Annotated in this window: 13 protein-coding genes; 6 read left to right on the top strand and 7 right to left on the bottom strand. The window is 71.9% G+C overall.

Annotation, left to right across the window (positions count from 1 at the left end):
- Nucleotides 1–49: 49 nt before the first annotated feature.
- Both ACIQ1J_RS22930 and ACIQ1J_RS22925 read right to left on the bottom strand, forming a co-directional pair.
- Complete coding sequence (locus ACIQ1J_RS22930) at nt 50–1,006, bottom strand: GlxA family transcriptional regulator (RefSeq protein ID WP_403559358.1); 957 nt, start codon at nt 1,004–1,006, stop codon at nt 50–52.
- Nucleotides 1,007–1,034: 28 nt separating this feature from the next.
- The gene (locus tag ACIQ1J_RS22925) at nt 1,035–1,910 is read right to left on the bottom strand and encodes an SGNH/GDSL hydrolase family protein (RefSeq protein ID WP_403559355.1); all 876 of its coding nucleotides are present in this window, start codon (nt 1,908–1,910) and stop codon (nt 1,035–1,037) included.
- 208 nt (nt 1,911–2,118) lie between these two features.
- On the opposite strand from ACIQ1J_RS22925, the gene ACIQ1J_RS22920 reads away from it, so the two are divergent.
- The 4 genes from ACIQ1J_RS22920 to ACIQ1J_RS22905 all read left to right on the top strand — a co-directional run bounded on the left by ACIQ1J_RS22920 (nt 2,119) and on the right by ACIQ1J_RS22905 (nt 6,359).
- Nucleotides 2,119–2,523, top strand: coding sequence for a DUF4303 domain-containing protein (locus ACIQ1J_RS22920; RefSeq protein WP_403559701.1), 405 nt, complete (start codon nt 2,119–2,121; stop codon nt 2,521–2,523).
- An 11-nt stretch (nt 2,524–2,534) separates the two neighbouring features.
- Nucleotides 2,535–2,756, top strand: coding sequence for a DUF4303 domain-containing protein (locus ACIQ1J_RS22915; RefSeq protein ID WP_403559352.1), 222 nt, complete (start codon nt 2,535–2,537; stop codon nt 2,754–2,756).
- 47 nt (nt 2,757–2,803) lie between these two features.
- On the top strand, nt 2,804–4,705 hold the full coding sequence (gene htpG, locus ACIQ1J_RS22910; protein ID WP_403559349.1) for a molecular chaperone HtpG: 1,902 nt from the start codon (nt 2,804–2,806) through the stop codon (nt 4,703–4,705).
- Between the two features lie 355 nt (nt 4,706–5,060).
- Complete coding sequence (locus ACIQ1J_RS22905; protein WP_403559346.1) at nt 5,061–6,359, top strand: YeeE/YedE family protein; 1,299 nt, start codon at nt 5,061–5,063, stop codon at nt 6,357–6,359.
- Between the two features lie 266 nt (nt 6,360–6,625).
- Here ACIQ1J_RS22905 and ACIQ1J_RS22900 read toward each other — a convergent pair whose 3' ends face one another.
- Together ACIQ1J_RS22900 and ACIQ1J_RS22895 are read right to left on the bottom strand one after the other, a co-directional pair.
- Nucleotides 6,626–7,183: a TetR/AcrR family transcriptional regulator gene (locus ACIQ1J_RS22900; protein WP_403559343.1), complete on the bottom strand. Its 558-nt coding sequence runs from the start codon at nt 7,181–7,183 to the stop codon at nt 6,626–6,628.
- Between the two features lie 10 nt (nt 7,184–7,193).
- Nucleotides 7,194–7,775 carry a sugar O-acetyltransferase gene (locus ACIQ1J_RS22895; protein WP_403559340.1) on the bottom strand — a complete coding sequence of 194 codons (582 nt, stop codon included), beginning with the start codon at nt 7,773–7,775 and terminating at the stop codon, nt 7,194–7,196.
- A 167-nt stretch (nt 7,776–7,942) separates the two neighbouring features.
- Here ACIQ1J_RS22895 and ACIQ1J_RS22890 point away from each other — a divergent pair, with 167 nt between their 5' ends.
- The gene (locus tag ACIQ1J_RS22890) at nt 7,943–8,584 is read left to right on the top strand and encodes a CatB-related O-acetyltransferase (protein WP_403559338.1); all 642 of its coding nucleotides are present in this window, start codon (nt 7,943–7,945) and stop codon (nt 8,582–8,584) included.
- A 42-nt stretch (nt 8,585–8,626) separates the two neighbouring features.
- The gene (locus ACIQ1J_RS22885; protein WP_403559335.1) at nt 8,627–9,343 is read left to right on the top strand and encodes a GntR family transcriptional regulator; all 717 of its coding nucleotides are present in this window, start codon (nt 8,627–8,629) and stop codon (nt 9,341–9,343) included.
- A gap of 51 nt (nt 9,344–9,394) precedes the next feature.
- Here ACIQ1J_RS22885 and ACIQ1J_RS22880 read toward each other — a convergent pair whose 3' ends face one another.
- Genes ACIQ1J_RS22880 through ACIQ1J_RS22870 form a run of 3 tightly spaced genes read right to left on the bottom strand, consistent with a single transcriptional unit; the run spans nt 9,395 to nt 12,518 of the window.
- Nucleotides 9,395–10,423: an aldo/keto reductase gene (locus ACIQ1J_RS22880; RefSeq protein WP_403559333.1), complete on the bottom strand. Its 1,029-nt coding sequence runs from the start codon at nt 10,421–10,423 to the stop codon at nt 9,395–9,397.
- On the bottom strand, nt 10,420–11,175 hold the full coding sequence (locus tag ACIQ1J_RS22875; protein ID WP_403559330.1) for an SDR family NAD(P)-dependent oxidoreductase: 756 nt from the start codon (nt 11,173–11,175) through the stop codon (nt 10,420–10,422). Before ACIQ1J_RS22875 ends, ACIQ1J_RS22880 begins: the two co-directional genes overlap by 4 nt.
- The gene (locus ACIQ1J_RS22870) at nt 11,172–12,518 is read right to left on the bottom strand and encodes an enolase C-terminal domain-like protein (RefSeq protein ID WP_403559327.1); all 1,347 of its coding nucleotides are present in this window, start codon (nt 12,516–12,518) and stop codon (nt 11,172–11,174) included. Before ACIQ1J_RS22870 ends, ACIQ1J_RS22875 begins: the two co-directional genes overlap by 4 nt.
- Nucleotides 12,519–12,837: the final 319 nt, after the last annotated feature.

Raw genomic sequence — 12,837 nt, 5'->3', positions numbered from 1 at the left:
GCCACGGTTCGCAAGGATCGCGCCAGGAACGTGAGGCGGTGGTGGCGGGCTACACGCCCTGGGCGAAGGTGCGCCGGTACTCGCTCGGTGTGGTGCCCAGGATGCGCCGGAAGTGCAGCCGCAGGTTCGCACCGGTGCCGAGGCCGACGTCGGCGGCGATCTGCTCGACGCTGCGCTCCGAGCGTTCGAGCAGCTCACGGGCCATGTCGATACGGGTGCGCATGACCCACTGCATCGGCGTGTACCCCGTGTCGTCGACGAAGCGCCGGGAGAACGTGCGCGCCGACACCGCCGCATGCCGGGCGAGGGCCTCCAGGGTCAGTGGTTCGCCGAGCCGGCGCAGCGCCCACTCGCGGGTGGCGGCGAACCGCTCGCCCAGCGGCTCCGGCACGCTGCGCGGCACGTACTGGGCCTGACCCCCGCTGCGGTAGGGGGCGGCGACGAGGCGCCGGGCGGCGTGGTTCGACGCGGCCACCCCGAGGTCGCCGCGCAGGATGTGCAGGCACAGGTCGATGCCCGAGGCGGCGCCGGCGGACGTCAGCACGCTGCCCTCGTCCACGAACAGCACGTTCTCGTCGACCCGCACGAGAGGGTGCTTCGCCGCGAGTGCCCGCGTGTAGTGCCAGTGCGTCGTGGCGCGCCTGCCGTCGAGCAGGCCCGTGGCGGCGAGCGCGAAGGCGCCGGTGGAGATGGCGGCGAGCCGCGCGCCCCGTCCGTGGGCCGCCGTCAGCGCGTCGACGACGGTCCGCGGCGGATCGTCGAGGTCGGGGGACCGGTAACCGGGCAGGAAGACCACGTCGGCCCGGGCCAGCGCGTCGAGGCCGTGTGCCACGTGGTACGACAGGCCGTCACCGCCGGTCACGAGGCCGGGCGCCGCGCCGCACACCCGCACCTCGTACGGCATGCTCGCGCGCGTGGTGAACACCTGCGCCGGAATACCGACATCGAGAGGCTTGGCACCTTCGAGCACGAGGACGGCGACACGACGCAGGCGGGGGGACGGCACGGAGCCAGCGTACGTGGGGAGGTGAGGGTCAGCTCAGGCCCAGCGCGCTCATGGTGTGCTCGGCCATGCGCCGCTCCCCGAGGGCGTTGGGGTGCACGGGGACCAGGCTGTGACCGAAGAGCAGCGGTTCGATCCACCGGGTTCCGGGGGCCTCGCAGGCGTCGTGGCCCTCGGACACCCGGGAGAAGTCCACATACGTGGCACCGGTCTCCTCGGCGGCCCGCTCGACGACGGCGTTGAGGCGCGTCTGGATGTCCCGCAGGTAGGGCACGTCACCGGCGGCGACCGGCAGCTTCGCGAAGCAGGAGGGGTCGGCGGTGGCCGGTGTGATCCACGGGTAACCCAGGGCCGCCACCCGGGCGTTGGGGGCCTTGTCGCGGACGGTGCGCAGCGCGGCCTTGAGCGCGGGGTAGGTGTTGTTCTCGATCTGGTCCACGAAGGACGTGCCGTGTCTGTCCTTGCAGGGGCTGCCCTTCCCGCCGCTGAGGACGCCGGCGGAGCCGCACGCCGTGATGGCGTTGATGAACGTGTTGTTGTCGTTGCCGCCGATGGTCAGCGTGACCAGGTCCGTGCCGGTGCTGAGCGCGTTCACCTGCGGCGCGACGCCCGGGTACTGCGCCTTGGTGAAGTGGGAGGTCTGTGCGGCGCCGCAGGTGACGTCCTTGAGGCGGGCGCCCGTGGCGGAGGCGATGACGTGCGGGTAGTTCGCCGTGGAGCGCAGGCAGAGCAGGTTGGTGAGATCGACGGGCAGGACGCCCGAGCCGGCGCTGTAGCTGTCGCCGAGAGCGACGTAGTCCAGGGAGGAGGGGGTGGCGTGCGCGGTGGCGTCGGTGAGACCGAGAGCCAGTGTGCCGGCGAGGGCGACTGACGCGGTCATGACACGACGCAAGGCGTGCTTCGGCATGTGGTCTCTCTTCTCGGGGCGCGGGCAGGGGAGTCGAGCGAGGGCGCGACCGCGGGTTACCGGCCGGTTCTACTTTTAAGTAATGTGCATGCGCCCTGACTTTGCGTCAACGTTGTTGACGGAACTTCTTGCGCCCGCCTTGGCGGAGGCCGGCCACCCAAGTGGCCCGGTCCCCCGACTGCAGTGAGCGCTGTCGGTGCCCGTCGATATGCTCACCGGGCCCTTTCCGTCCCCGCGCGCACCGGGAGCCGATGCCGTGCACCGGCCGAGACCGGCCTCCCCCGACGCCGTCCACCGCGCGGCCCGCGCCGCCCTCCCGGACCTGTTCCGCGACCATCCCGACCACCGCTTCTACTCCTGCCCCCTCGTCACGTCACCCCCGGCGAGGCCTACGGGCCGGTGCTGTCCGCGTGGCCCGTCCAGGCCCTGGCCGAGGAGTCGGCACGCCAGGCCATGCGCGCCGCTGGACAGCAAGTGGTCCTACGCCGACTCCCCGCTCTGCGGCTACGGCGAACGCCATATGGAGCCGGTGCGGCCCCTCTTCGAGGCGCGGGGGGAACGGGGGAACTCTTCGACCTGCCCGACGGAGAGTGGGAGGCCGAGTTCGACCTGAGACTGCGGGCGATGGAGACGGCCATGGCCCGCCTCGACGCGGAAGGGCTCTTCGGCACGGGCACCGGCCGCCACTGCGTCGTCGTCACCGTCGAGGTGCCGTCCGAGACGGGCAACGACGAGAGGGCGCTGCGGCTGAACCCGCCGGAGGCGCTGACGGACTGGCCGGCGGAGGCAGCCCCGCTGGAGGACGGCCGACCGGCGCCGATGGGAACCCGGGCTGTTCTAGAGTGACTTCCGCCAGTCCAGAAGACCGCGGACCTGTGAGGTACTCACCAGCCATGACGACCGAAACGTTTGAGTTCCAGGTAGAGGCGCGTCAGCTCCTGCAGCTGATGATTCACTCCGTCTACTCGAACAAGGATGTCTTCCTGCGCGAGCTCGTCTCCAACGCCTCCGACGCGCTGGACAAGCTGCGCCTGGCCGCCCTGCGGGACGACGCTCCCGACGCCGACGTGACCGACCTCCACATCGAACTCGGCGTCGACAAAAAGGCCCGCACCCTCACCGTGCGGGACAACGGCATCGGGATGTCGTACGAAGAGGTCACGCGCCTCATCGGCACCATCGCCAACTCGGGCACGGCCAAGTTCCTGGAGGAGCTGCGCGAGGCCAAGGACGCCGCCGGGGCCGACGGGCTCATCGGCCAGTTCGGCGTCGGTTTCTACTCGGGCTTCATGGTGGCGGACGAGGTCACCCTGGTGACCCGGCGTGCCGGTGAGACCGAGGGCACCCGCTGGACGTCGCGCGGCGAGGGCACGTACACCCTGGAGACGGTCGCCGAGGCGCCGCAGGGGACCTCCGTCACCCTCCACCTCAAGCCCGCGGACGCCGAGAACCAGCTCCACGACTACACCTCCGAGTGGAAGATCAAGGAGATCGTCAAGCGGTACTCGGACTTCATCACGTGGCCGATCCGCCTGCTGCCGGAGCCGGCCGAGGACGGCGCCGAGGCGCGCGAGGCCGAGACGCTCAACTCGATGAAGGCACTGTGGGCCCGCCCGCGCGACGAGGTGTCCGACGACGAATACCACGAGCTGTACAAGCACATCGCGCACGACTGGCGCGAACCGCTGGAGACGATCCGGCTCCAGGCCGAGGGCACCTTCGAGTACCAGGCACTGCTCTTCGTGCCCTCGCACGCTCCGCACGACCTGTTCACCCAGGGCTACCAGCGCGGGGTGCAGCTCTACGTGAAGCGCGTCTTCATCATGGACGACTGCGAGGAACTGCTGCAGCCGTACCTCCGCTTCGTCAAGGGCGTCGTCGACGCGCAGGACCTCTCGCTCAACGTCTCCCGCGAGATCCTCCAGCAGGACCGCCACATCCGTATGATCCAGCGCCGCCTGACCAAGAAGGTGCTGGGCACGGTCAAGGACCTGATGACCTCCGCGCCGGACCGCTACGCCACCTTCTGGCGGGAGTTCGGCGCCGTCCTGAAGGAAGGCCTGGTGACCGACTCCGGCAACCGGGACGCGATCCTCGCCGCCTGTTCGTTCGCGAGCACGCACGACGCCGACGAGCCGACCACGCTGAAGAGCTACGTGGAGCGGATGAAGGACGGCCAGGACGACATCTACTTCATGACGGGCGAGTCCCGGCAGGCCATCGAGGACTCCCCGCACATGGAGGCGTTCCGGGCCAAGGGTGTCGAGGTGCTGCTGCTGACCGACGCCGTGGACGAGGTCTGGGTCGACGCGGTGGGGGAGTACGAGGGCAAGCCGCTGCGTTCGGTGGCCAAGGGCGAGATCGACCTCGGTGGCACCGAGGACGACAAGAGCGACGCCGAGAAGGACGCGCAGAGCGAGGAGTACGCCGGGCTGCTCGGCTGGATGACGGAGCACCTGGGCGAGGACGTCAAGGAGGTCCGCCTCTCCTCCCGCCTCACGGTCTCCCCGGCCTGTGTCGTATCCGACGCGAACGAGCTCACGCCCGCCCTGGAGAACATGTACCGGGCCATGGGCCAGGAGGTGCCCCACGCCAAGCGGATCCTCGAACTCAATCCGGAGCACCAACTCGTGAAGGCCCTGAACCGGGCGCACGCGGAACAGCGGGACCGGACGGAACTGACCGAGACCGCCGAACTGCTGCACGCCCTGGCGGTACTCGGTGAGGGGGGCCGGCCGAAGGAGCCGGCCCGGTTCGTGAAGCTGGTGGCGGACCGTCTGGAGCGGACGCTCTAGCCACGCCGTTCGCTGTGAGGCCCCGAGGCAGTCCCCTGCTTCGGGGCCTCACGTATGCCCCACGGGGTGACTCGCGGGACGCGAAGGGCCGCGCGGCGGGGGCTTCGGCTCGTCCGCCGTCCACGTCGGTATCCGCATGGCGAGACGGCCTGGCATCCGGAGCGACCCACTCCGTATATTCGCACGCATGTATGCATCGGCTCCGCTGCTGTGCCTCGCGCTCTTCGCGAACTCGGCGTGGTGCGTCGACGACGGCCTCTGTCGCCGCTGAGCCCCGTACCGGCCGCGTGAACCGCGCCGCCGGTACGCCAGTGCCCTCGCCCGCCGTCCCCGTGCACCACACCGGAGATCTTCCGTGACCACCGCGCCCCCGGCCGGGCCGGCCCCGGCCGCGCCGCCGCGCCCGCCCGCCGCCCTGTTCGCCCCCTCGCCCACCTCCTCGGCACGGCCCGAGGCGCCGCCCCTGCCCCCGGTGCGCCGGACGCCACTCGCGGTGTCCGGGCTGCTCGCGGCGGCCCTGACCGCGTACGTGTGGTCCGCGCACGGCGCCAAGCCGGGCGTGCTGGTGCTGCTCGGTCTCGGTCTGGGCGTCGCCCTCTTCCACTCCCGGTTCGGCTTCACCTCCGCGTGGCGGCAGCTGGTCGCCGTCGGCAACGGCGCCGGGCTGCGGGCGCACACCCTGCTGCTCGGCACCACGGCCACCCTGTTCGCGCTGCTCATCGGCACGGGCACCGGGCTGTTCGGCTCCCAGCCGGCCCCGTCCGCCGGGACCATCGGGGTCGGTCTGTTCGCCGGCTCGGCGCTCTTCGCGATCGGCATGCAACTCGGCGGCGCCTGCGCCTCGGGCACCTTCTTCGCGGTCGGCTCGGGACAGGGGTCGGTGATGCTGACCCTCGGCGGCTTCATAGCGGGCGCCACGCTCGCCGCCTGGCAGTTCGACCTGTGGAAGGATCTGCCGGCCTGGGAGCCCGTCGTCCTGTCCGACCATGTCGGCTGGTTCGGCTCCTGGGCCGTGACCATCGCCGCGCTGCTGCTGGTGGTGCTGGTCACGCGGCGCGTCCAGGCCCGCCGGAACCCGCCGCCCCTCGGGGCGGTGCCCTCGGCGCGCGGTGCGGCGGTCCGCGCCGTCCGCGGCTCCTGGCCGCTCGCCGCCGGTGCCCTCGCGCTGGCCGTGCTCGGGGCGGGCGTGCTGTGGGTCTCCGGCGGTGCCTGGGGCGTCACGAGCGCCTTCAGCCTGTGGGGCTCCGAACTCGTGGGCGCGCTCGGCGGGCACCCGGCGAACTGGACGTGGTGGCAGCGGCCCGGCAACGCCGAGATGCTGGCGGGCCCGGTGCTCGCCGACAAGACCAGCCTCACCGACATCGGCATCATGATCGGCGCCGCGGTCGCCGCGTCGGCCGGTGGCACCTGGGCCCTGCACCGGCGCATCCCCTGGCGCACGGCGCTCGCTGCGGTGCTCGGCGGCGTGCTGATGGGCATCGGCGCCCGCCTGGCCGGCGGCTGCAACATCGGCGCCTATCTGGCGGGCATCGCCTCGGGCAGCCTCAGCGGCTGGCTGTGGGGCGCCTTCGCGCTGGCCGGCACGTGGGTGGGGCTCAAGCTGCGTCCCCTGTTCGGCCTGGGCAACCCCAAGCCGGGCGACGGCGTCTGCTGAACGGGGATGCTCCCGCGGCACAGAGGTCAGGCCCGTGCCGCACGGGCGGCCAGGGGGTGTCGTTCGGATCTTGCCGGGATCGCGGGGCCCGGCACGCGCTCCCCACTGCCTGAAGGGCGTGGGAGATGCCCCCAGCGGCGTTGTCGTCGGTTGCCAGGGCTTCGCCCTGGCGCCCTCCTCCGCCTTGCAGCCGCACGCACCGGACCCCGCTCGGGTCGGCGGCGAGGCACCGTTGCCCGAGCCGGCCTGATCCGAACGACACCCCCTTAGGAGACGCGCCGGTCCGTGGTCGTGACGCGGGAGATGGCCTCCGCGGTGAGGGCACGTCCGTGGGGTTCACGGGCCAGCGCGCGGTGCAGGGTCAGACCCTCGATGACGGCGTCGAGCTGGCGGGCCGTGTCCGGGTCGAAGTGCTTCTCCAGGTGGACGCGACTGCGGCGCATCCACTCGTGGGTGAGCTCCCGGTAGGCCGGCTGCCGCGCGGCGAGGGTGTACAGCTCCTGGGTGAGCACCAGGTCCCGCTGACTCCCCTCGGACAGTTCGTGTACGAGGTCGGCGACCGCCGCCCGGGCCTGGTCGCGGTCGGCCGCCGCGCCGAGGTGGGCGTCGAAGACGGCGACGATGTGGTCGGTGAACCGGCCGAACGCCTCCCGAAGCAGCTCCTCGATGCCGCTGAAGTGGTACGTCATCGAGCCCAGGGGGACCCCGGCACGCGTGGCGATCTTCCGGTGGGAGACGCGCGCGATGCCCTCCTCGGCGATCAGGTCGAGCGTGGCGGCGATGATGCGCTCGCGCCGCTGCGGATCGGTGTGTCCGGTTGCCATGGGAGCGGGCCTACACCTTCCGCACCGGGCGGGCGGGGTTGCCGACGGCGACGACGTTCGCGGCTACGTCCTTCGTGACGACGGCTCCGGCGCCGATGACGGCGTTGTCGCCGATGGTCACACCGGGGAGGACGACGGCGCCCCCGCCCAGCCAGACGTTGTCGCCGATGGTGATGGGCCGGGCGGCCTCCAGCTTGTCCCGCCGGGGCCCGGCCTCAAGGGGATGCGTGGGGGTGAGCAGCTGGACGCCCGGCCCGATCTGGCAGTCCTCGCCGATGGTGATCGCCGCGACGTCCAGCGCGGTCAGGTTGTAGTTGACGAAGGTGCGCGCGCCGATCGTGACGTTGCTGCCGTAGTCGACGTACAGCGGTGGCCGCACGTGGGCCTCGGCGCCCAAGGAGCCGAGCAGTTCCGCCAGGAGCGGCCGCGCGGCTTCCGCGTCCTCCGCGTACGCGGCCTGGTAGCGGGCGGCGAGCCGCACGGCCTGCTGCTGCCTGCGGGCGATCTCGGGGTCGTCGGCGACGTAGAGGTCGCCCGCAAGCATGCGTTCGAGATTCGATCGGGGGTCCTGCGCGAAGTGATCCGTCGGCATGGGCGCGATCGTACCTCGAAGCGTACGAACGTACACTCAGGATCGCCGGGGTTGCCTACCATCGGAAGCGTACGAACGCACACTCCAAGAAATCGGTATCCCGCGAGCCACGTCGGCGGCGATCATGGGCCGAGTCACCGCACGCCGACCCCGAGGAGCAGCCCGACATGTCCGTGCCCGCAGACCACACGGTGCTCCATCCGATGCCCGGGCAGCCGAGGGTGGTGCTCCTCAAGCCGCTGGTGACCTCCCCGCTGATCGAGGTGGGGGAGTACTCCTACTACGACGACCCGGACGACGCGACGGCGTTCGAGACGCGCAACGTGCTCTACCACTACGGGCCGGAGAGGCTCGTCATCGGCAGGTTCTGCGCGCTGGGGACGGGCACGCGGTTCATCATGAACGGCGCCAACCACCGCATGGACGGCCCCTCCACCTTCCCGTTCCCCACCATGGGCGGCTCCTGGTCCGAGCACTTCGACCTGCTCACCGGCCTGCCGAACCGGGGCGACACGGTCGTGGGGAACGACGTCTGGTTCGGCCACGGCGCGACGGTCCTGCCCGGCGTACGGATCGGACACGGGGCGATCATCGGCGCGGGCTCCGTGGTCACCCAGGACGTGCCCGACTACGGGATCGTCGGCGGCAACCCCGCCCGGCTCATCCGCACTCGCTACAACGACGAGGACGTCGCCCGGCTGCTCGCGGTTGCCTGGTGGGACTGGCCGGCCGACCTCATCACCGAGCAGGTGCGGACGATCATGTCGGGCACCGTCGCCGACCTCGAAGCGGCCGCCCCACCTCGTTGAACTGGCGCCCGCCGTAACGCACAGCGCACTGAGGAGACCCGGATGCCGGCACACGACCCGTCCGTCTCCGACGACGCGGCCGGTGCGCAGGGGCCGTCCTCGGCGCCGGTCCGGCAGGTACTGTCCGACAGCGTCTACGAGGACGTCAAGGCCATGGTCATGGACCATGAGATCGCCCCTGGTGCCCGCGTCGGCATCGAGGCCCTGGCCCGCACGCTCAACGTCTCACCGACCCCTGTGCGCGAGGCCCTGGCGCGGCTGGAGTCCGACGGTCTCGTCGTCAAGCGATCCCTGTCCGGGTACCGGGCCACCGAGTTGCTGACCCGGCAGGGAGTGGAGGAGCTCTTCGAGATGCGGCTGCTCCTGGAACCGCGAGCCGCCGCCCTGGCCGCCCGCCACGCCGACGAGTCCCAACTGGGCGCCGTCGAGGCCATCCTGGAGGACATGCAGGCCCACCCCGGCCCAGCCGGGCCGTACGCGGCCTACCGGGACTTCGCCGTCCTGGACCAGCGCTTCCACGACGCGATCGCCGAGGCCGCCCGCCGGCCCCTGCTCGCGGACGCGGTGGAGCGGCTCCACTCCCATCTGCACATCTTCCGCCTCAGCAGTCTCCAGAGTGAGGGTGCCCCGACCCTCGCGGAGCACGAGCGCGTGGTCCGCGCGATCCTGCGCCGCAGGCCCGAACGCGCGGCCGAGGCGATGGCGGACCACCTCGCCCGCAGCCTGGAACGCCGGCTGGGCCGGTTCGGACCCGGCTGACAGCACACCGGTTCCCGTTGCCCCGACCGTGCTGGCGCGTGCGGACGAGACTCAGGACTCGCTGCCGGACGGCACCGGTACCTCACCGGGCAGCAGGCCCCGCGTCCGCAGCCCCTCCCACACCGCGTCGGGCAGGGGCCGGTGGAACTGCCCGGTCGCGTCGCGCACCTGGGCGGCCGACCGCGCACCGACGAGGACGGAAGCGACCGCCGGATGCCCGAAGGGAAAGCGCAGCGCGGCCGCACGCAACGGCACTCCCCACGCCTCGGTGACCTCGCGCATCCGCACGGCCCGGCGCAGGAGGCCGGCGGGAGCGGCCGCGTAGTCGTACGTGACACCCGGCGACGGATCGGCCAGCAGCCCGGAGTTGAACACGCCGCCGACGACCACGCTTTTGCCGGCCGCCTCCGCGGCGGGCAGCAGGGCGTCCAACGCGCCCTGTTCCAGGAGGGTGTAGCGCCCCGCGCACAGCACGGCGTCGACGTCCGTGTCGTTCAGGAAGCGCGTCAGCATCCGGGTCTGGTTCATTCCCGCGCCGATCGCCCGTACGACCCCTTGCGACCGCAGGTCCTCCAGCGCCGGGTAGGCCTCCCGGAACACCTGCTCCTCGTGGTCGTCGGGATCGTGCAGCAGGACCAGGTCGACGCGGGCGAGTCCGAGGCGGGTGAGGCTGTCCTCCAGTGAGCGGCGCACCCCGTCGGCGCTGAAGTCCCACCGCCGCCGGTGGGTGGCGGGAACGGCGAAGCCGTGGGCGAGGTCGTCCCCGCCGCCGTCGTGGGGCACGAGTACCCGGCCCACCTTGGTGGACAGGGTGAAGTCATCCCGCGGCCTGCCCCTGAGAGCCTCGCCCAGTCTGCGTTCCGACAGACCGAGGCCGTAGTGCGGGGCGGTGTCGAAGTAGCGGACGCCCGCCGCCCAGGCGGCGTCCACGGCGGCCGTGGCCTCCTCCTCGCCCACGTCCTCGTAGAGACCGGCGACGGCCGCGCCGCCGAAACCGAGGGCGGTGACGCGGACGTCACTCCGGCCGAGGGCGCGGCCGGGCAGCGGCGGGCACGCACCGCTGGGGTCCGGCCGCGTCACCGTGCCTCCGGGCGCAACCGCAGCCCCTGCATTCCGCCGTCCACGGCGAGCGCGGTGCCCGTGACCGAGGCGGCGGCCGGGCTCGCCAGGTACACGATGGCCGCCGCGACCTCCTCCGCCGTGACCAGCCTGCCCATGGGCTGCCGGGCGTCGAGCGCCTCCCGCTCGGCGACCGAGTCCGCGGCCCGGTCGAGGAGGCGGCCGATCCAGGGGGTGTCCGCCGTACCGGGGCTGACGCAGTTGACGCGGATGCCCTCCCGGAGGTGGTCCGCCGCCATGGCCAGCGTCAGGGACAGCACCGCGCCCTTGCTCGCGCTGTACAGGGCGCGCTGGGGCAGGCCGGCCGTGGCGGCGATCGAACAGGTGTTGACGACGGCGGCGTGTTCGGAGGCCCGCAGGTGGGTCAGTGCCGCGCGGGTGGTGCGGACCATGCCGAGGACGTTCACGTCGAGGACCCGGTGCCACTCGGCGTCGTCGTTGTCCCCGACCGTGCCCACCGCGCCGATGCCGGCGTTGTTGACCAGGATGTCGACGCCGCCCAGGTCTTCGGCGGCGGTGGTGACGGCGGACCGCACGGACGCGTCGTCGGACACGTCCGCGAGGTAACCGCGCAGGCGTTCGCCGGCGGCCGGCGGGGCGACGTCCAGCACGGCGACGTCGGCGCCGCGGGCGGCCAGCAGGGCGGCGGTGGCCCTGCCGATACCGGACGCGCCGCCGGTCACCAGGGCTTTGAGCCCGGACAGTTCGCTCATCGGTTCGTACCCTTCCGCCGTTGCGTGAGGCCGGTGGCTTCGGTGACCCAGAAGGAACCGTCCGGATACCGATGGGCGGCGATCGACGCGGCGTGCATCTCCGAGGAGAAGCCGGGTGTCGTGGGCGCCTCGTAGTGCCCGTTCGCGACGGCGACGGGGTCCTTGAAGTGCTCGTGCAGGTGGTCCACGTACTCGATCACACGGTCCTCGGTCGTCCCACTCAGCGCCACGTAGTCGAACATCGACAGATGGCGCACCAACTCGCACAGGCCGACGCCACCGGCGTGCGGGCAGACCGGGACCCCGTACTTGGCGGCGAGGAGCAGGATCGCCAGGTTCTCGTTGACGCCGCCCACCCGTGTCGCGTCGATCTGCAGCACGTCGATCGCCTCGGCCTGCAGGAGTTGCTTGAACACGATGCGATTCTGGACGTGCTCACCGGTGGCGACCCTGACCGGGGCGACCCCCCTGCGTACGGCCGCGTGCCCGAGGATGTCGTCGGGGCTGGTGGGCTCCTCGACCCAGTACGGGGCCTGGTCGGCCAGCGCGTTGGTCCACTCGACGGCCTCCGCGACGTTCCAGCGCTGATTGGCGTCGACGGCGATCCGGACGTCGGGGCCGACGGCCGCGCGCGCCGCGCGCAGCCTGCGGACGTCGTCGGCGAGATCGGCGCCGACCTTCAGCTTGATCTGCGTGAAGCCTTCGGCGACCGCCTGCTCGGCGAGCCGGACCAGCTTCTCGTCGGAGTAACCGAGCCAGCCGGGGGAGGTGGTGTACGCCGGGTAGCCGTTCGTCAGAAGGCGGGCCTCGCGCTCGACGGCACCGGCCTTGCCCTGCCGGAGCAGCGCCACGGCCTCCTCGCGGGTGAGGGCGTCCTCGATGTAGCGGAAGTCCACCTGGTCCGCGAGCCATTCCGGTTCGGCGTCGGAGAGCAGCTTCCACAGCGGTCTGCCCGCCCGCTTGGCCGCCAGGTCCCACACCGCGTTGACCACGGCCCCGATCGCCATGTGCATCACGCCCTTCTCCGGGCCGAGCCAGCGCAGTTGGCTGTCGCCGGTCAGGGCCCGGCCCACCGACCCGGGGTCGGCGCACACCGCTTCGGCGGACAGGCCCAGGACGTGGTCGCGCAGGGCGGCTGTCGCCGCGGCCTGCACGTCGTTGCCGCGCCCGATGGTGAACGTGAAGGCGTGGCCCTCCAGCCCGTCACCCGCGTCGGTCCGCAGGATCACGTACGCGGCCGAGTAGTCGGGGTCGGGGTTCATCGCGTCGGAGCCGTCGAGCTCGCGTGAGGTGGGGAAACGGATGTCGATCACGTCGAGGTCGGTGATGCGCGCCGCTGCCATTGGTCGTATCCCCACTGGAGTGCCGGGAGACTGGAATCACATAGGATCAAGCCGTCTCTGATGGTGAGGCAGGTGTGATGGACTGGTCAAGATGCTCGCGGTACCGAGCAGATCCCATAGGATTCTTCGGACGGCGTGGGCCACCACCCGCGCTCGGCTCACTCCGGGAGACCGGCGACGCGGGTTGCGCGAGAGCTTCTCCGGTTTTCCGGTCGTCGCGCCGGTGACCACCACCCTCATCCCCGTCAGCGGACCACCCTCCACCGGCGACGCGGCCCCGCCCTCACCTTCGCCTTCGCCTCGGCCCTCGACATCGGTA

The sequence above is a fragment of the Streptomyces sp. NPDC097107 genome, assembly GCF_044762405.1.
Taxonomy (GTDB): Bacteria; Actinomycetota; Actinomycetes; order Streptomycetales; family Streptomycetaceae; genus Streptomyces; species Streptomyces thinghirensis.
The sequence above is the reverse complement of the archived record's forward strand: the minus strand, read 5'-3'. Positions and strand labels throughout refer to the sequence as shown.

Excerpts from the sequence above, each read along its gene's own strand:
- ACIQ1J_RS22925 (WP_403559355.1), bottom strand. The coding sequence starts at position 1,910 with ATGCCGAAGCACGCCTTGCGTCGTGTCATGACCGCGTCAGTCGCCCTC.
- ACIQ1J_RS22920 (WP_403559701.1), top strand. The coding sequence starts at position 2,119 with ATGCTCACCGGGCCCTTTCCGTCCCCGCGCGCACCGGGAGCCGATGCC.
- ACIQ1J_RS22915 (WP_403559352.1), top strand. The coding sequence starts at position 2,535 with ATGGAGACGGCCATGGCCCGCCTCGACGCGGAAGGGCTCTTCGGCACG.
- htpG (WP_403559349.1), top strand. The coding sequence starts at position 2,804 with ATGACGACCGAAACGTTTGAGTTCCAGGTAGAGGCGCGTCAGCTCCTG.
- ACIQ1J_RS22900 (WP_403559343.1), bottom strand. The coding sequence starts at position 7,183 with ATGGCAACCGGACACACCGATCCGCAGCGGCGCGAGCGCATCATCGCC.
- ACIQ1J_RS22895 (WP_403559340.1), bottom strand. The coding sequence starts at position 7,775 with ATGCCGACGGATCACTTCGCGCAGGACCCCCGATCGAATCTCGAACGC.
- ACIQ1J_RS22890 (WP_403559338.1), top strand. The coding sequence starts at position 7,943 with ATGTCCGTGCCCGCAGACCACACGGTGCTCCATCCGATGCCCGGGCAG.
- ACIQ1J_RS22885 (WP_403559335.1), top strand. The coding sequence starts at position 8,627 with ATGCCGGCACACGACCCGTCCGTCTCCGACGACGCGGCCGGTGCGCAG.
- ACIQ1J_RS22875 (WP_403559330.1), bottom strand. The coding sequence starts at position 11,175 with ATGAGCGAACTGTCCGGGCTCAAAGCCCTGGTGACCGGCGGCGCGTCC.
- ACIQ1J_RS22870 (WP_403559327.1), bottom strand. The coding sequence starts at position 12,518 with ATGGCAGCGGCGCGCATCACCGACCTCGACGTGATCGACATCCGTTTC.